Genomic DNA, 16856 nt, shown 5'->3' on the forward strand with positions numbered 1-16856 from the left:
GGGTGGTTCCGCCGCCCCGTTGCCGCTTACGCCTCGGGCAGTTCGTCGTCTTCGGCGTCCAGTTGCGCGTCCTCGTCGGCCGCCTCGTCGTCCAGGGTCCCGCTCGTGGCGTTTGGTTCTTCCATCGCGGCGTGGTCGGTCGCTTCTTCGGCGTTCTCGACGGCCCGGCCGGCGTAGTACGTGAGCACGGCAAGCAACAGGAACATCGAGCCCATCAGCGAGAACTGCAGCCCGCTGAAGACCGGGTCGAGGCCGAACGGGCTCACGACCGCGAAGGCTGCGATGAAAAAGAGGATGATACCAAGCGGGATGACGTTGACGGTGAGGTCGAGCAGCGTGTCCTTTTCGAACCCGAACAGTGCCATATAGCAGGGGATTGGAAGCCGGGCGGTAAATAGGCTGTTGGTTTGTCTCAGACCTTCGACTGCTCCATGACGGAGCCGACGCCACCCATCGCCACCATCACGACGCCGGCGACGACGACGGCGACGAGCCGGGTAAGCACCGGGCCGTTACCGACGTTGGCGATGGTTATCGACGACATCGGGAGATAGGCGACGGCCAGCCCCACGGCAACGAGCGCGAGGACGACGCCGACGCCTACGAGCGTCGGCCACGGGCGCGTGACATAGCCCGACTCGGTGAGGATGCCGGCGATGGAGCCACCGAAGAGGATGAGACCGAAGACGGCGATTGGGAACAGGCCGATGAAGACGCCGATCTCCGAGAGGACAAGCCCCAGCGCGACGAACACCGGCCACGGACTCGCAGTCCGGTACTGGTCGCTCAATCCGGGTTGCTCTTCCATACCAGCCGTTGGTCGTCGCACGTCTTAGGCCCATCGGACTCGGCTGCCGGCTGGACCGTCACGTGATTGTGGCCGGGGCGTTCGCGTCTGACGGGGCACAAACTATTTGTCTGCGATACGGCTTGGTGAAGGTAATGAGTATGCGCACGGTAGAGCTAGTATCCGAGTGGGACACGGTGCCCTTCGACGGCGGCTACGCCGGGCTCCGGTCCCTCTCAGACCGGGGTTTCTCCGGCGCCGTCACCGCCGGCCCCACACAGCTGTTCATGCTGAACGGCACTGTGGTGGGCATCCTCGATGGGGACATCGAGGCGTTCGACGGCGCCGACGGCACCGCGCGGACCGCGCCACACGACGCCTTGCCGCTGCTTGTCGTGATGCAGGACCAGGCCGGCGAGCCGCGGGCACAGTACTACACCGAGGACACGCCCATCTCTGATGTCGACCGGACGCTCGAAGACGGCAACTTCACCGGGTACGTCGAGCTATCGGAGAACGTCCTCTCCGGGGACTACTATCTTGTCTACCATCAGGGCCGCTCGATGAGCGTGGCGTGGGTCGGCAACTCCCAGCGGCTCGTGACCGATGAGGAGGCCTTCGAGCAGGCCGACGGCGAGGTGGGGATCTACAAGGTCATGCCGGCCAGCGTCGAGCCCATCGAGATACCCGAGCCGAGCTCGCCGGCGGACGACGCGGCGGATACAACAGCTGAAACAGCAGCCGGGACCGCGGCTGCCGACGACGAACCAGCTGACGACGGTGTCGGTGCGGAAACGAGCCAGTCTGTGACAAGCGACGAAACGGCGGAGTCACGGGTCGATTCGACGCCACGGAGCGACGGGACCGAGGACGTCGCGGGCGACCGGGCGACACCGGACGAGCCGGTCGGGAGCGAACCCGGTGAGACCTCCGAGCGAGGGAGGAGCGCGGCCGGTCCGCCCGGGTCGAAAGCGGCCGGTGCGAGTCAGGGGACAGCCGTCGACAGACAGCAACGCGACGAGACGGCTGCCCGGGAGGGCGAGAGCGGGTCGACGAGCGAGGCGGCGGCCGCCGGCACCGACGGGACGGCGATACCAGCGACGGAATCGACCGAACCGACGACGAGCGAACCCGGGACCGACGAACCGACGACGGAAGACACGACGGTAGCAGGAGAGACCGAGCCCGCGGAGCCGGCCGAACGCACGGCTGCACAGAGCAAGTCGACCGAACCCCGGGCGAACAGCGGGACGACAGAATCCCGGACAGACCGGAGCGCCGGACCGGCAGCGACCACCGAGGGGAGCGCAGACAGCCAGGCCGCGGCCGCAGCGGCCGACAGCGACGCCGTGGGCACTCTCGAAACCCGCTCGATTCCGTCGCTTGACCCCGAGCGGTCGAGTTCCACGCCGGAGCCGACGACGGCCACACAGACCGCGGAACAACAACAGCCGACCGCGTCCGGCTCCTCGGAGTCGACACAGCCGTCGACCACACAGACCGACGGGTCCGAGAGCCAGGCGTCGGCGGTCGCCGAACCGGAACAATCCCGGTCGGTCCCGGCCGATGAAGGCCAGTCCGAACCGAGCCCGGAGCTAGAGGTGAAACTGGAAGAGCGAGTCGAAGAGATAGCGAAACTGGAAGGCGAGATACGCGACCTCTCCACCGAGAACGAGGAACTGGCCGCCGAACGCGACCGCCTGCGCGACGAGCTGGAGGAGGCCCGCGCCGAGATACAGCGACTGGAGGAAGAGCTGGCGGCGGCCGGCGGCCCCGCTCCGAGCGGGCGGGCGCTGTCGGCGGCGGAGGCCATCGACGGGACGAACCTCTTTGTCCGCTACCACTCGAAGGGGGAGGCGACCCTGGCGAAAGCACAGGAGGGCAGCGCCGACAGAGCGTCGGTCGAGGAGAACCTCCGGCTGGAGTATCACACCCAGTTCGACGCCGCGGACGCCGCCGTCGACGGCGAGCCGTTCGAGGACTTTCTCCATGACAGCATCCACTACCGCTTTGCCGACTGGCTCGTCCGGAACCTCATCTACGAGATCAGAGACACCGGCCACGAGAGCGAGATGGGCGTGCTCTACGACGCCCTCCCGGACATCGACCGGGCCGAACTCAACGGGCAGGTGTCGGTGACCTACACCGAAGACGGGCAAGAGCACCGCTCACAGGAGACCTTCGACGTGGTCGTGCGCGACCGGATGGGCAACCCGCTGGTGGTCGCCAACATCAACGACTCCCGGCAGCCGGCGACCGACGGGCAGATGACCGACATCGTGCGCAACGCCGAGCGGGTCGGGAACGCCTCGAACTCGCTGGCCGGGGCCTTCCTGGTCACGAGCAGTTTCTTCGAGCCGGAGGCCCTGGAGACGGCCAAGGAAGCCACCTCAAGTGGCCTGTTCAGCCGAGACAAGCGAAAGAGTTTCGTCAACCTCTCGCGCAAGAGCGGTTACCACCTGTGCCTGCTCGAAGCGCGAAACAAGGAGTTCCACCTAGCGGTGCCGGAACTGTAGAAAGAGACCGCTTAGCTCTCTATCTCTGCAGCGTCGTCGATTTTCATTCCGTTGAGCTTGTCGATGATCTCGTCGATCTTCTCGTCGAGATCGTCGACGAACTCGCCGGTCTGTTCCGTGGTAATAGCGCCCTGACTGGAGGGCTCGATGAGGTTCTCCTCTTCGAGGACCCGGAGGGAGTACCGAACCTTGTGGTGAGGATAGCCCGTCTCGTTGGACATCTTCACGATACCGATAGGCTCGTTCTCTATTACCATGCGAAGCACCTGTAGGTGGCGCTCCAGCATGTCGACTTCCTTCTCAAGCCTGTCTATCATGGCAATTGTTAACTTGTGTTGGGTGGGTTTAAAAGTTACCCTCGACCCGTTGCCCTTGCCGGTTTCGGGCTACGGGGAGGTAATTGTTAAAACCGTCGTAACGCTTCACATGGGGCATGTTGGCGCACGAGAACTTCGTCGGTGACAGCATCTCTGTCGGCCGTCTCCGGACGTAGCGACCGTGACCAGTGACAGGGCCCGGTCGTGCTGTGAGACCGTAATCTGTTTATCACGGTGGCCGGAAGGTCCGGTCATGACCGTAACCATCGTCGGCTCGCAGCTCGGCGACGAGGGCAAGGGCGGCATCGTCGACCTGTACGGCGACGACGTAGACGTCGTCGCGCGCTACCAGGGCGGCGACAACGCCGGCCACACCGTCGTCCACGAGGGCGAGACATACAAGCTCTCTCTCGTGCCGAGCGGAGCCATCCGCGGCAAGGTCGGCGTGCTGGGCAACGGCTGCGTCGTCAACCCGCGAACGCTGTTCGACGAGCTAGACACACTACAGGAGCGGGGCCTGGACCCGGACGTGCGTATCGCCGAGCGCGCACACATCATCTTCCCGTTCCACCGCGTGCTCGACGGTATCGAGGAGACAGTAAAGAGCGAATCCGACAGCGAGGTCGGCACCACGGGCCGCGGTATCGGCCCGACCTACGAGGACAAGGCCGGCCGGCGCGGGATTCGCGCCGGCGACCTGCGCAACCCCGACGTACTCAGGGAGCGCCTGGAGTACGTCGTCCCGCAGAAACGGGCCGTCCTCGAGGACGTCTACGGGATGGCCGTCGACGACCTCGAGGACCCCGACGCGTTCGACGTGGACGCCCTCTACGAGGAGTACCGCGAGTACGGCAAGCGCTTTGAGGCCGAGGACATGACGGTCAACGCCAGCGTCTTTCTCACCGAGCGGATGGCCGACGGCCAGAACGTCATGCTGGAGGGCGCACAGGGGACCACAATCGACATCGACCACGGGAACTACCCCTACGTCACGTCCTCGAACCCGACCGCGGGCGGCGCGACCACGGGGACTGGGCTCAGCCCCGGCGTCGTCGGCGGCGGGGAGGTCATCGGCATCGTCAAGGCCTATCTGACCCGCGTCGGCAGCGGGCCCCTGCCAACGGAGCTTGGCGGCGTCGTCGGCGACACGCCCGGCTACGAGGAGCAGGGCGAAGGGGAAAACGAGGAACTCGCCACGCAGATCCGCGAGGAGGGCGGCGAGTACGGCACCGTCACGGGTCGCCCCCGGCGGGTCGCCTGGCTCGACATGCCAATGCTTCGCCACGCGGCGCGAGTGTCCGGGTTCACCGGTCTCGCCATCAACCATCTCGACGTGCTCGCCGGCCTCGACGAGGTCAAGGTCGGTCACGCGTACACGCTCGACGGCGAGGAACTGCGGACGCTCCCGGCCACCACCGAGGAGTGGGGCCGGTGTGAAGCGAGCTACCGGAGCTTCGACGGCTGGCCGGAGTTCGAGCCGTCGACGGTCGCAAGCGAGGGATACGAGGCGCTGCCCGAGAACGCGCGGGCCTACGTCGAGTACATCGAGGACGAGCTCGACACGCCGGCCTACGCACTCGGCGTCGGACCCGGTCGTAGCGAGACTATCGTCCGCCAGCGCCCGTTCTGACGGCGCCGGGGGTCGCCAGACAGTATCCTTTTATTCCCACCGACCCGACCAGCGGGTATGAAAGAGGACCTGATGGACATCATCTGCTGTCCGCTGGACAAACACGACCTCGACCTCGACGTCGCCGAGCGCGACGACGAGGAGATTCTCGACGGGACGCTCACCTGTACGGAGTGTGGCGAGCAGTTCCCCATCGAGGACGGCATCCCGAACCTCCTCCCGCCGGACATGCGGGAAGAGGCCCCGGCGTAGTCACCGTCTTCTCCGTCACTCGTCGGTCTCGACGCCGGCGAGATTGCCGTCGTCGTCGAACAGCTTCGCCCGCAGGAACCGAGTCCGGTAGCGGTTCGCCCCGTCGTAGACGTCGGCCTCGCGGATGTCGTCGGCCCGGCCGTCGGCGACGGCGTCGATTATCTCCTCGACCTGCTCTTTCTCGCTCGGGGTCAGCTCGAACTCGTAGGTCTGGGCCTGTTCGCCCTCCAGTTTGGTCCACTGGCGGGCCCCGGCGATGACCAGCGAACAGGGCTCCCGGCAGGGGAAGACGCCGTCGCCGCCGTCGACGTCGAGGTCCGTCTCCCCGTCGTACTGCCACTCCCGGCGTTTCAGACACTGGGAGTCGTCACAGCAGGCCTCGGCGACCCAGTTGACGTGTTCGTACCCCTCGCCGCGGTCCCAGGTTCGGACGACGCCGTAGATACCGGTCTGGCGCTCTACGGTCTCGTGCCAGTGGTCGATATCGAGCGTTCCCTCGCGCTCGCGGTGCCAGTTCTGGACCGTCGCCGGGTAAAAGGCGTGGACGGCCTCGACGACGTCGCCGGCGCCGAGGTCGGGGAACTGCCAGCCGGTCTGGAGCGAGGGGGCGGTCTTCAGCGGCCGGTAGGCCCCGTCGTCGTCGTGTTTGGCGAGTTCGCGCGCGTCCAGGGGCGCCTCGTAGGCGTCTAGGTCCGCCGCCGGCGTCGCGGCGTCGTCGACGTGTCGCAGGTCGTACGTTCGGCCGCCCGTCCCGTCGAGCGAGACGGTGACCCGGAGCTGGCCCCATTCGGTCGCCAGTCCGTCCGCGAGCGCGTCGTAACGCTCGGTAACGGCGCGGTCCTCGGCCCCTTCCAGCCAGCGGAGAAACGCCCAGCGGGCGTCCGTCTGTGGCGCGACAGCGTGCCAGAAGTACCAGTTCCCCACGTGTGGGTCCTCGGACGCGGTCTCGCGGAGCGCCCCCTCGTCGAGCCCATCCGCCGTCGACTCGGGCGTCTCGAACGCGTAGCCGTCGGCGCGTTCCTCGACGCGAAGCCCGTCGAAATCGATGCCGTCCGGCGCGGTAGCCACCAGCGCGTCCACCGGGTCCTCGTTCATACTGGACCACGGGACTCGGGCGAAAAAAGCGAGTCGGTTCCCGGGGGAGTTGCCGACGGGTCAGTCGCCGGCCGCCGACCCCGCGCCGCTCTCCCCGCGGACCTGCTCGATGGCCGCGCTCACGTCGGCGCCGGCGTCGGCCGCCCGCTCTAGCACCACGTCGGCCATCAGCGGCTCGGTCCCGACCGCGCCGGCGTACCAGATCCGGTGTCCGTCGACGGTTTCGGGCACGCTCCAGCCGTCCCGGTAGTCTTCACACAGTCCCATGTCCTCGGGGATGTCCTCCTGGGTGTGGTAGCCATCGGCGATAAACAGCGGAACGACGACGATGTCCTCGCTCTCGAAGAAGTCGGTCACGTCGTCGACCTCGGGGTCCTCGTCCATGAACAGCGCCTTCACCTCGTCGAAGCGGTCCATCTCGGCGATGCGGTCGGCGTGGTACTCGATGGCCTTCGCGGAGTTTTCGTTGCGCTCGGTGCCGTGGCCGACCACGGCCAGGCCGAACCCGTCGCCGACCTCGGGGTCGTCGGTCACCGACTTCGCGCGCTGGACGATGACGTCGCTCATCGAGTCGTGGGTGCCGACGGGACCGCAGTAGTGGACGGTCTGGTCGGTGTCCCCGGCGGTCAGCGTGGCTGAGTTCGCGCTTGTGCCATCGGAGTCCCACAGCTCGGGGTCCCACTCCTCCAGGCGGAACTCCCGCGGGATGACCTGCTCGGTGAAGTAGCCCTCGGAGATGAAAAGCGGCACCAGATACACTTCCTCGGCGTCGACGGTCCGGAGGGCCTCCCGGAAGTGTGGTTCTTCCTTCCAGAAGGACTCCCTGACTTCGCTGAACGCGCCTGTCGCGCGGATGGTGTCCGCGTGCGAGAACGTCGGCGTGCTCGACTCGGCGTTGAGATGCGAGCCGTGGGCGGCGATGACGAGCGCTTGGTCCATACTGGCCCGTTGGGGAGAATCGGCCTTAGGGGCTTCGCCCTGAGCCGAGACGACGCGACCCGGTCACTCGTCCGCTATCTCGGTCACGTGACGCGGGGCGAGCGAATCCGACTTGACCAGCCGGACCCCCAGTTCGTCGGCCAGTCGCTCGTCGTCGTCCCGTACCGTCCCCGTCGTCGCCAGCATCACCGCGTCGGTGCCGGCGGCGCCGGTGACGCCATCGCAGTGTTCGATGCTGTCCCTGACGGTCCCGTCTTCGGGGCTGTGAACGACGACGCCCATCAGGTCCCCACCGCACTCCGCGAGGAGGTCGAACGGTCCCGGGGCTGCCGAGCGGACCTCCCAGCCGGCCGTTCCGAGGACCTTGCTGACCATCTCCGTCACCGCCTCGACCGTCGGCGGGTCGGCGGTGTCGCGCATCGTCGCTACGTTCCGGAGACGCACGCCGAGGTCCGCGGCCAGTCGCGCGTCGGTGTCGCTAATCGTGCCGGTCGTCGCCAGCATCACCGTGTCGGTGCCGCCGGCCCCCGTAATCGCGTCACACCGCTCTATCGCTTGCCGGCCGACGCGGCCGTCGTCGGGGCAGTGGACGACGACGCCCACGAGTTCGTCCTCGCGCTCGGCCAGCAAGTCGAACGGGCTCTCGGGCTGTGCGCCCCGGGCCCGCCAGTCCGTCTTCGCCAGCGCCTGCAGGATTTCGTCTATCGCCGTCTCCTCGTCCGGTCTGTCCGACTCCCCCGTCATCCCCGTCTCGGAGTTCCGACTATCGGTCGCAGTCGACGCCGGCTCGGCTTCGCTGCCGGCGGTGTCAGCTCGCTCGTCCCGGTTGCGCTGTGAGTCGTCGAGCGACGGTATCAGCTCGGCTACCTGGTCGCGCTCGAACGACTTCGCCGACCCGATCGTGGTCTCGAACAGCCCCCGTATCGACCGGGTAGCGACCCCCATCCGACTGGCACGCTCGCAGGTTTCACATCTGCTCCGGAGATAGTCGGCCACCCCGGCGAGGCCGTCGGCCACAGTGTGGATACGCCACGTCGACCCGTCGGCACAGCCCAGTATCAGCTCTCCCGTCCGTCGGTCGGCCGTCGTGGTCACGTCGGATATCTCCGGGATGGCGAGGGTGAGCTGCCGGTCACCGCCGACCTTGCCCACCAGCGCGATTACCCGACGACCGGTGACGACGACGACGGTCTCGTACCGGCTGTCCGGAACCACGCGTGTCGTCGTCTCACGCTCTATCTCGATGCCCCGCTCCCGGTTCGTCAGAACGTACTGTACCGTCTCGTCGTCCGCGACGGCGTCTATCGCCGGCCGGTCCGCAAGGTACTCGCCGGAGCCGAACCCGCGCTTTACGGTCCTGGTGAGCGCCGCCGGCAGTTCGCTGTCCCCCCTCGTGACGTTGCTAATTTGGCCCACGGATGAGACACCCACACACGAGACACCCCCTCCAGGTGACGTGTTACTCTATATATTTGACGTTCACAAACAAAAAGTTTCGCTGGTTGGGGGGCGGTGGTGTTTCGTTTAGCAGCGATTTGGTTTGAGAGTAATAAATCCCGTCCGTAGCCGGTTGCCCAGCCGGCACGGGTGGGCGTTCCGGCTGTTCGCGGTCCAACTCGCCTAACGAACCACGACCTTCGGGGAGCTCTGGTCAGGTTTCACTGGGACGAGCGCGTAGATTCGACCGGGGCGGCTACACTTTTGTGCGCTCCCCTCCGGGGATACCGTATGTCACTCGCCGCCGCCACCCGCGACGCCGTCCGCGAGCGCCCCTTCCTCTATGACGCCCTGCGGGCCGGCGTGGTCAACTACACCGCCGCCGCCAGAACGCTCGACGTCGAGGGGGACACCGACGCCGTCGCCACGGCCCTGCGACGGTTCGCCGAGGAACTGCCCGACGACCCCGTCCACGAGAGCGAGGCCCGCGTCTCGATGCGAAGCGGCCTGGGCCGTGTCGAAGACGGCGACGCGTTGCTTTCGGTCGGCGCCACCCGCTTTGGCGAGGGGACGGGCTCGCTGACGGGCATCGTCGCCAGCGGCGACCTCGAACCCGCGGCGCTCGGAGACGTACTGGGTCGGCTGCGCGCGGTCGACGTAGCTGTCGCGGCCGCCGGCGTGGGCGATGAGACGCTCGTGGTCGTGGTCGAGCGGCGCGACGGGCCCGACGCCCTGCGCGTCGTCGAGGGTGCCGTCGGTCGGTAACCGGAGGGCAGACGACGCGTTCCGACGCCTTGAAGCGGCCCGGTTTACTGAACTGGGACAATGACGCTGCGCGTGACGAACACGCTGACCGGCGAGACAGAGCCGTTCGAGCCACGCGACCCCGACTCGGTGTTGCTGTACTACTGCGGGCTGACCACGTCGGACCCGCCCCACCTGGGCCACGCCCGCGGGTGGGCCCACGTCGACGTCATGTGTCGCTGGCTGGAGTGGCTCGGCTACGACGTCCGCCACGTCGAGAACTTCACCGACGTCAACGAGAAGATCGTCGCCCGCGTCGGCGAGGACGGGGCGAGCGAGGCCGACGTCGCGCGCCACTACGTCCGGCAGGTCATCGAGGACATGCGCTCGTTGAACCTCGCCCGCGCGGAGGTCTACCCGCGGGTCTCCGAGCACGTCCCGGAGATTATCTCACTCGTCGAGCGCCTCGTCGAGAGCGGCCACGCCTACGAGGTCGACGGCTCCGTCTATTTCGACGTCACCAGTTTCGAAGACTACGGCAAGCTGTCGGGCCAGTTCGTCGAGGACCTCGAATCCCAGGGGCAGGACACGGGCGAGAAACGGAACCCCGCGGACTTCGCACTCTGGAAGGCCGGTGGCGTCGCCCCCGAAGACATCGAAGAGCACCAGCACCCCGAGGCCGCGCCCGCCGAGGAAGCCTGTGAGACTGCCCAGACCTGGGAGTCGCCGTGGGGCGAGGGCCGGCCCGGCTGGCACATCGAGTGCTCGGCGATGTCGATGGCCCATCTCGACGAGACCATCGACATCCACGTCGGCGGGCAGGACCTCGTCTTCCCCCACCACGAAAACGAGGTCGCCCAGAGCGAGGCCGCCACCGGCAAGCAGTTCGCCGACCACTGGCTCCACGTCCGCCTGCTGGAGACGAAAGGCGAGAAGATGTCCTCCTCGCTGGGGAACTTCTTCACCGTCTCCGACGCCGTCGCGGAGTTCGGGCCGGACGTACTCCGGACCTTCCTGCTGTCGACGGCCTACACCTCGCGGGCCACCTACAGCGAGGAGACCATCGGCGAGGCCAAGGAGCGGTGGGACCGCCTGCGACGGGGCTACGAGCGCGCGGTCGAGGCCTGCGACGACGTCGACGCCTACGCCACCGTGACCCACGAGGAGCTCCGGGACGCGGTCGACGAGGCCCGCGAGACATTCGAGGCGGCGATGAACGACGACTTCAACACCCGCGAGGCGACGACGGCGCTGCTTGACCTGACGGGGACGGTCAACGCGTACATCGACGACCGCGAGGCGTACGACTACGTGGCGCTCCGGCAGGTGGTCGAGACGTTCGAGGAGTTCGGCGGCGGGATACTCGGACTCGCCTTCGGCGACGCCGGGGCGGGCGGGGACGTGTCGCTGGCCGACGACCTGGTCGAACTCGTCCTCCGGGCCCGCGAAGACGAACGGGCGGCGGGCAACTACGAGCGGGCCGACGAGCTTCGCGACGAACTCGAAGCGCTTGGCGTCGAGGTCCAGGACACCGACGAGGGACCGACCTACCGGCTCGGCGACGGCGGCTGACCGGCGCGGGTAGCGAGTGGAGTTTTCGCTCGCGTGGACAGCCACGAAACTTATGAATCAAGAACGGGGTTGTGTTGGTATGCGACGCGTTATTCTGACAGCCGTTGTGGCGCTACTGGTGGTTTCTTCGGGCTGTGTCGGCCTGGTTACGGGCGACACAGTGGAGTTCGAGGCCAGCGAGGGTGCGGTAAGCGACAGCGCGCTGGACTCGACCGGCTACGACCTGAACAACTCGAGCGAGCGAGCGATAACCCGAAACGTGAGCTTCTTCGGGCAGGAGCGGACCATCCGCATCGTGAACCGGGTCAACAGGTACACCAGCAGCGGCTCGCTCGCGGACGCCGCGGGCAACGAGACGCTCGCGGAAAACGAGACGCTACAGGACGCTGCGGGGAACGAAACCCTGGCCAGCAACCAGACCCTACAGGACGCCGTGGCCGAGGAGACGGGCGGTGACACCGAGATTGCGGGTCTCAAGCGGTTCGTCGTGGTCTCCTCGCCGGGGGCATCGGTGGCCGGGCGGACGCTCAACCCCGCCGCGAGCTGGTCCAACGACCGCATCCTCGAACAGGTGGCCGAACAGACCGGACAGCTAAGCGATATCGAACAGCAGGACACCCGGACGGTGGCGTCACTCGGCGAGGAGCGCAACGTCACCGAGTTCAGCGCGACGACTCAGATAGAGGGCCGGGAGGTCGACGTACAGGCCCACGTCGTCAGCTTCGAGCACGATGGCGACGTCATCATCGCCGTCGCCGTCCACCCCGACCAGTTCGACGAGTCCGACAACGTCGACGAGCTGGTCGGCGGCCTCGAACACAGCGGGAACTGACGCCGGTCGCGCCGTTTTTCGACCCCCAGTGGTACTGTAGGCGGTTTCCGGGTGGCCCCGATTCGGGGCCGGTACGTTCCGGCGACGCGTTACGGCGTCAGACGAGCGCGTAAATCATCAGCAGACAGAAGTAGATGAGAACGAGCGCGCCCAGCGCCCGCAGGCGGAAGTGCCCCAGTTCGGACTCCTCCCTCTCGTGGGCCGCCCGAAACGCCGCTATCTCCCCGTCGTCCAGCTGTGCGGGATGGTCCAGCCCGCGGTGCAAGGCGAGCCACTCCTCGCGGGCGAAGGGGCGCCCGCAGTAGCGACACTCGTAGGTCACGGCGCTTTCGGGGACGGCGTAGTCGTCTGTCATAGGTAGGGCAGTGGCACCTCCGGTCGGGTGATGACCCACAGGCTGGTCATCGTGTAAAACACCATCACGGCGATGAAGGGGTACTGCGAGCGGACGGCCTGGAGCCGGGACGGGAACACGTCGTAGGCGGCGGCGTGGGCCACCCAGATCGCGACCAGGTGCCCGACGACGACGGCGGCGATGCCGACGCCGCCGAACCAGCCCGGTGGCTCGTAGACGGGGACCGCACCGGGGTCCGACAGCGGCGACAGCAGCGCCACCCACAGCGCCGGCGCGAGCACGAGGAAGTAGCCGAGGTAGTGAGCGAGGTGGTACCCCGCGGCGATAGCCAGCAGCGGCGGGGCGAACCGCTGGGCGAGCGCGTCGGACTCGAGATACGTTTCGGCGGTACGCCGGCTCAGCCGGACCGCGAGCCAGTACGCGCCGAGGAAGAGCCCGAACCCGGCGGCGAGCGCCAGCGGGTAGAGCAACTGCGCCGGGAGACCGGCCCCGACTAGCGGTCGCGTCAGGTCCCGCCAGGCAGGCGTCACGACGAGGCCGTCGAACGTGGTCCCCCACAGCAGGGCGACGACGAAAGCCACCTCGTCTCGCCCGTCGACCAGCCGCGGCGTCGAGAGGGCCATCCCGGGCAAGCGCAAGCGGAGGCCGCTCTCGTCCCGGCCGATGGGGGCGACCCGGCCGTAGTATCGGAAGACCCGCTCGACCGGGTCCGCCTCGGCGAACCACGTCTCGCGGCCGAAGATGACGGCGCCGGCGAGCGTGAAGACGCTGTATCCGAGCACGGCGGTCGCCAGCAGGCGCGGGTCGTCTGCCAGCGGGCTCACGACTTCGAGCCAGATGAGCGCCAGCAGGCCGACGACGCTGGGCCAGGCCCCGGCGCGGTCGGGGTACGCGCGGTTCAGCGACGGGAGCGCCAGCGCGATGGTATCGAGCGGGTTGAGCGCCCGCCAGGTGTTGCCGACGAGATACGTCGTCATGGCGAGACCGGCCCACCAGCCGACCCACACCAGCAGGATGGCGAGGTTCGTCTGTGGAGTCGTCGGGCCGAGAAAGCCGATGACGAGCACGGCCACGTAGCCCGCGAGTCCGACGGCGCGGGCAAACAGCCCGGGTAGCCGGGCGTCGCTCACCGAAATCGGGGCCCCCCAGCCGTGGATGCGGTCGATAAACGAGCGATCGGTAACGAAGGAGGCCAGCAGGAACGAGGCGCCGACGGCGGCACCGCCCGTCGAGAGGAACAGCCAGGTCGGCACCGTGATAGACTCCCGGCCGCCCCCGGAGAGACTGCCGCCGTGGGCCGAGACGGTCCCGGCCGCCAGCAACAGACAGAGTGTCCCCGCCAGCCAGCCGCCGACGCGGCGTCGACGCGTGTTCATCAGCGACGCTTGGTCCTTCGGGCCCCTGTAGCTTCCGACATCGGCTCGGTCCCGCTCGATACCTCGCTTGCCGTTCCGCCGAAATCGCAGTACTCGACACCGCGCTTCTCCGGGGTCACTTCGTTCTCCCTCCCCCGAGGTGTCGCCCTACTGTCGGCATCTCGCAACCAATGGGATGGGCTTTTAGTAATCCGCTCGTAAGAGGCCGGTATGAGCACGACCGACGAACACGAGGGAGGCCACGAGCACCACCTCCCCGCGACGGAAGACTGGCCACACGGCTTCGGCGAGGCGAGCTGGTGGCCCTTCATCACGGCTATCGGCGGGTCGGGGATATACGTCGGGGCGGCGCTTTTCGTCCTCTCGATGGGCGAGAACGCGCTCGTGAGTTCGACCATCGGCGCCGGCGCCACCGTCGGCAGCATCGGCCTGTTCCTGATCGGCATCTACGGCTGGCTGTATCACGCCTTCGTCGTCGACTTCTGGGAGCGCGGCACCGACCACCACTCCGGGCGGTCGCTGAAGTTCGCGATGTTGCTGTTCCTGGGCACGGAGGTGGCCACCTTCGGGGCCGGCTTCGTCTACTACTTCTTCGTCCGCGGGTCCGACGTCTGGCTCGCGGCCGACATCCCGAGCGTCTGGGGGTCGCTGGTGGTCGTCAACACCCTCATCCTCATCGTCAGCTCCGTGACGCTACACTACAGTCACGTGGCGCTCCGGAACGGCGACCGCTCCCGGTTCATCAAACTGCTCGGCGCGACCCTCCTGCTTGGGGTCGTCTTCATCGCCGGACAGGTCTACGAGTACTACGAGTTCATCGTCCACGAGGGCTTTACCCTCTCGGAAGGCATCTACGGCTCGGCCTTCTACGGGCTGACCGGGCTCCACGGGCTCCACGTCACGATGGGGGCGGTCCTGCTCGGTATCGTCTTCGTCCGTGGCTGGTACGGCCAGTACTCCGCCGAGCGCCACACGTCGGTCTCGACGGCCTCGATGTACTGGCACTTCGTCGACGTGGTCTGGGTGTTCCTCGTCGTCGTCCTCTACGTCGGCGCGAACCTGGTCTGAGATGGCGTATCGTAGCCCCGTCCCGCGGTGGGGCGCCACTCCGTACAACTCTTAAGCACCGCGGGGTCGTCGAGCGTGTATGGAACAGCTAGACGTCAGCGACGGCTTCGACGTCCACGACTACCGCCACGGGCTGAAGCTACTGAAACAGGACCGCGGGACGATGACACTCGAAAACCGGGCGCCGTTCACGTGTCCGTCCTGTGAGAAGCCCTTCCAGCGGCTGTTTGTCACCGAGCGGCGGACGGCGAGCTTCGGGGACCCCGGGACCCCGTTCTGTCTCGCGCGGACCGAGGACGAACTACTGGTTTTCACGCACTGACGCCGGGGTCACTCCTCAGTGACCGGTGAACCGTCCGCACGAGCGAGCGCGAGATAGCGAGCGACGAACGCCTCGGGACAGTCTGTGTCGTCCGCCGCCTCGACGAGCCGGGCTTCCAGGCCGTCACGCGGGCTGTGACAGCGCGTACGGTCACAGGGCTTACAGAGGTACTCGAAGGACTTCCCCTCGCGGTCCCAGCGGTCGCCGTGCTTGTCGTACTCGCGGGCCGCCGACCGGTCGACCGACTCCCCGCAGGCGATGCACGTGACGGTCGCGGTGTCGCGGTGCCAGGCGTTTCGAAATCCCATCGCTACACACCGCCCTCCGTATCGGGTACGACGTCGGTGGACATCACGTCCGTGCGTACACCCGGCCGCGCACTCGCTCTTGTGCCCCAACGGAGAGGCCCGTTTATCAACACTGGGGCGGGCGAACCGACTGCTAGTGGTTCATACACCGTTTTCGGGACGCAGACGGGGAAATTAATAGCGGACATTTATAACGAACTATAACCTACGTTGAGGGGATGCGCGCCGCCAGATTACACGAGTACACGGACGAGATGGCTGAGGGCCTCTCTATCGACGAGGTAGACGAGCCACAGGTGACAAGCAGCGACGACGTGATCGTGGAGGTCGAGGGAGCGGGCTGGTGTCAGACGGACAACCACATCATCGAAGGGATGTGGGAACAGTACGTCCCACAGCCGCTGCCGATGACCCTGGGACACGAGAACACCGGCACCGTCGCCGCCGTCGGCGAGGAGGTCCAGCTTGTCGAACCGGGCGACCAGGTCATCTGTCACCCGGTCCAGACCTGCGGTACATGCCGGCCCTGCCGGCAGGGCGAGACGATGTACTGCGAGAACGACGCGTTCAACGGGCTGACGACGGACGGCGGCTTCGCCGACAGGCTCCACACGAGCGAGCGAGCGGTCATCCCGCTGCCCGACGGCGTCGACCCCGCCGACATCGCGCCCCACGCCGACGCGGGCATCACGGCCTACCACGCCGCGAAGAAGGCCGTCCGTGAGCTAAACCCCGGTGACGCCGCGGTCGTCATCGGCGTCGGCGGCCTTGGCCACATCGGGCTGCAGTGTCTCGACGCGATGAGCGCCGCCGACATCGTCGGTGTCGACATCAAACAGTCCGCCCGCGACCTCGCGGACGAACTGGGCGCTCACTACACCATCGACCCGACGAGCGAGGACGTGGCGAGCGAAATCGAGGGGATAACCGACGGCGTCGGCGCCGCACAGGTACTCGACTTCGTCGGTGCCGACGAGACGACCCAGCTCGCCCCCGACATCACCGCGGCCGGCGGGGACCACCACATCATCGGCTACGGCGGCCACATCCACGAGCCCGCACAGGCGCTGGTCAACGGCGAGTTCGCCTTCCAGGGCAACATCGTCGGCCGCTACGCCGAACTGCAGGAGCTGGTCGCGCTGGTCGAACGCGGCGCCGTCGACCTCCACACGACGCAGTACGACCTCGAAGAGATAAACGACGTGGCAGTGAAGCTAGAACACCGGGAGATAGACGGCCGCGCGGTCATCATCCCCTGAGACGCCATCGGAGAATCCCCGACCCACGCTTTTTGTCGTCACCCGAC

Annotated in this window: 18 protein-coding genes; 9 read left to right on the plus strand and 9 right to left on the minus strand. The window is 67.2% G+C overall.

Annotated elements, in window-relative coordinates:
• Positions 1-26: 26 nt before the first annotated feature.
• Positions 27-365 (minus strand): DUF6684 family protein, encoded by a 339-nt coding sequence (locus VJ162_RS05065; protein ID WP_407066827.1) that lies wholly within the window; start codon positions 363-365, stop codon positions 27-29.
• A 47-nt stretch (positions 366-412) separates the two neighbouring features.
• Entirely contained in the window at positions 413-808 is a 396-nt protein-coding gene (locus VJ162_RS05070) for a DUF7541 family protein (RefSeq protein ID WP_324662821.1), read from the minus strand.
• A gap of 134 nt (positions 809-942) precedes the next feature.
• Here VJ162_RS05070 and VJ162_RS05075 point away from each other — a divergent pair, with 134 nt between their 5' ends.
• On the plus strand, positions 943-3303 hold the full coding sequence (locus VJ162_RS05075; protein WP_324662822.1) for a DUF7527 domain-containing protein: 2361 nt from the start codon (positions 943-945) through the stop codon (positions 3301-3303).
• 11 nt (positions 3304-3314) lie between these two features.
• Here the strand turns inward: VJ162_RS05075 and VJ162_RS05080 are convergent, their stop codons facing one another.
• On the minus strand, positions 3315-3620 hold the full coding sequence (locus tag VJ162_RS05080) for a hypothetical protein (protein ID WP_262178511.1): 306 nt from the start codon (positions 3618-3620) through the stop codon (positions 3315-3317).
• Between the two features lie 253 nt (positions 3621-3873).
• Here VJ162_RS05080 and VJ162_RS05085 point away from each other — a divergent pair, with 253 nt between their 5' ends.
• Both VJ162_RS05085 and VJ162_RS05090 read left to right on the plus strand, forming a co-directional pair.
• Positions 3874-5250: an adenylosuccinate synthase gene (locus tag VJ162_RS05085; protein ID WP_324662823.1), complete on the plus strand. Its 1377-nt coding sequence runs from the start codon at positions 3874-3876 to the stop codon at positions 5248-5250.
• 57 nt (positions 5251-5307) lie between these two features.
• Complete coding sequence (locus VJ162_RS05090; RefSeq protein WP_324662824.1) at positions 5308-5502, plus strand: methytransferase partner Trm112; 195 nt, start codon at positions 5308-5310, stop codon at positions 5500-5502.
• 15 nt (positions 5503-5517) lie between these two features.
• Here the strand turns inward: VJ162_RS05090 and VJ162_RS05095 are convergent, their stop codons facing one another.
• From VJ162_RS05095 to VJ162_RS05105, 3 genes are all read right to left on the minus strand, one after another.
• Entirely contained in the window at positions 5518-6597 is a 1080-nt protein-coding gene (locus VJ162_RS05095) for a DR2241 family protein (RefSeq protein WP_324662825.1), read from the minus strand.
• Between the two features lie 60 nt (positions 6598-6657).
• Entirely contained in the window at positions 6658-7536 is an 879-nt protein-coding gene (locus tag VJ162_RS05100) for a CbiX/SirB N-terminal domain-containing protein (protein WP_324662826.1), read from the minus strand.
• A 63-nt stretch (positions 7537-7599) separates the two neighbouring features.
• Entirely contained in the window at positions 7600-8967 is a 1368-nt protein-coding gene (locus tag VJ162_RS05105) for a hypothetical protein (RefSeq protein WP_324662827.1), read from the minus strand.
• 297 nt (positions 8968-9264) lie between these two features.
• Here VJ162_RS05105 and VJ162_RS05110 point away from each other — a divergent pair, with 297 nt between their 5' ends.
• From VJ162_RS05110 to VJ162_RS05120, 3 genes are all read left to right on the plus strand, one after another.
• Entirely contained in the window at positions 9265-9738 is a 474-nt protein-coding gene (locus VJ162_RS05110) for a DUF7523 family protein (RefSeq protein ID WP_324662830.1), read from the plus strand.
• Between the two features lie 60 nt (positions 9739-9798).
• Complete coding sequence (cysS, locus tag VJ162_RS05115; protein ID WP_324662831.1) at positions 9799-11289, plus strand: cysteine--tRNA ligase; 1491 nt, start codon at positions 9799-9801, stop codon at positions 11287-11289.
• A 79-nt stretch (positions 11290-11368) separates the two neighbouring features.
• A complete protein-coding gene (locus VJ162_RS05120) occupies positions 11369-12121 on the plus strand; it encodes a DUF6517 family protein (protein WP_324662832.1) in 753 nt (250 codons plus the stop codon).
• A gap of 97 nt (positions 12122-12218) precedes the next feature.
• On the opposite strand, the gene VJ162_RS05125 is transcribed toward VJ162_RS05120, so the two are convergent.
• Positions 12219-12476, minus strand: a complete 258-nt coding sequence (locus VJ162_RS05125) for a DUF7410 domain-containing protein (RefSeq protein ID WP_324662833.1) — start codon at positions 12474-12476, stop codon at positions 12219-12221.
• Entirely contained in the window at positions 12473-13852 is a 1380-nt protein-coding gene (locus VJ162_RS05130; protein ID WP_324662834.1) for a hypothetical protein, read from the minus strand. The genes VJ162_RS05125 and VJ162_RS05130 overlap by 4 nt, the downstream gene beginning before the upstream one ends.
• 210 nt (positions 13853-14062) lie before the next feature.
• On the opposite strand from VJ162_RS05130, the gene VJ162_RS05135 reads away from it, so the two are divergent.
• Positions 14063-14920, plus strand: a complete 858-nt coding sequence (locus tag VJ162_RS05135) for a cytochrome c oxidase subunit 3 (RefSeq protein ID WP_324662835.1) — start codon at positions 14063-14065, stop codon at positions 14918-14920.
• A 79-nt stretch (positions 14921-14999) separates the two neighbouring features.
• A complete protein-coding gene (locus tag VJ162_RS05140) occupies positions 15000-15242 on the plus strand; it encodes a DUF7385 family protein (RefSeq protein ID WP_324662836.1) in 243 nt (80 codons plus the stop codon).
• Positions 15243-15250: 8 nt separating this feature from the next.
• Here VJ162_RS05140 and VJ162_RS05145 read toward each other — a convergent pair whose 3' ends face one another.
• On the minus strand, positions 15251-15550 hold the full coding sequence (locus VJ162_RS05145; protein WP_324662837.1) for a DUF7562 family protein: 300 nt from the start codon (positions 15548-15550) through the stop codon (positions 15251-15253).
• 218 nt (positions 15551-15768) lie between these two features.
• Between VJ162_RS05145 and VJ162_RS05150 the strand changes: the two genes are divergently transcribed.
• Positions 15769-16809 carry an NAD(P)-dependent alcohol dehydrogenase gene (locus tag VJ162_RS05150; protein WP_324662838.1) on the plus strand — a complete coding sequence of 347 codons (1041 nt, stop codon included), beginning with the start codon at positions 15769-15771 and terminating at the stop codon, positions 16807-16809.
• Positions 16810-16856: the final 47 nt, after the last annotated feature.

It is taken from the genome of Haloarcula sediminis (genome assembly GCF_035656455.1).
GTDB classification, from domain to species: domain Archaea; phylum Halobacteriota; class Halobacteria; order Halobacteriales; family Haloarculaceae; genus Haloarcula; species Haloarcula sediminis.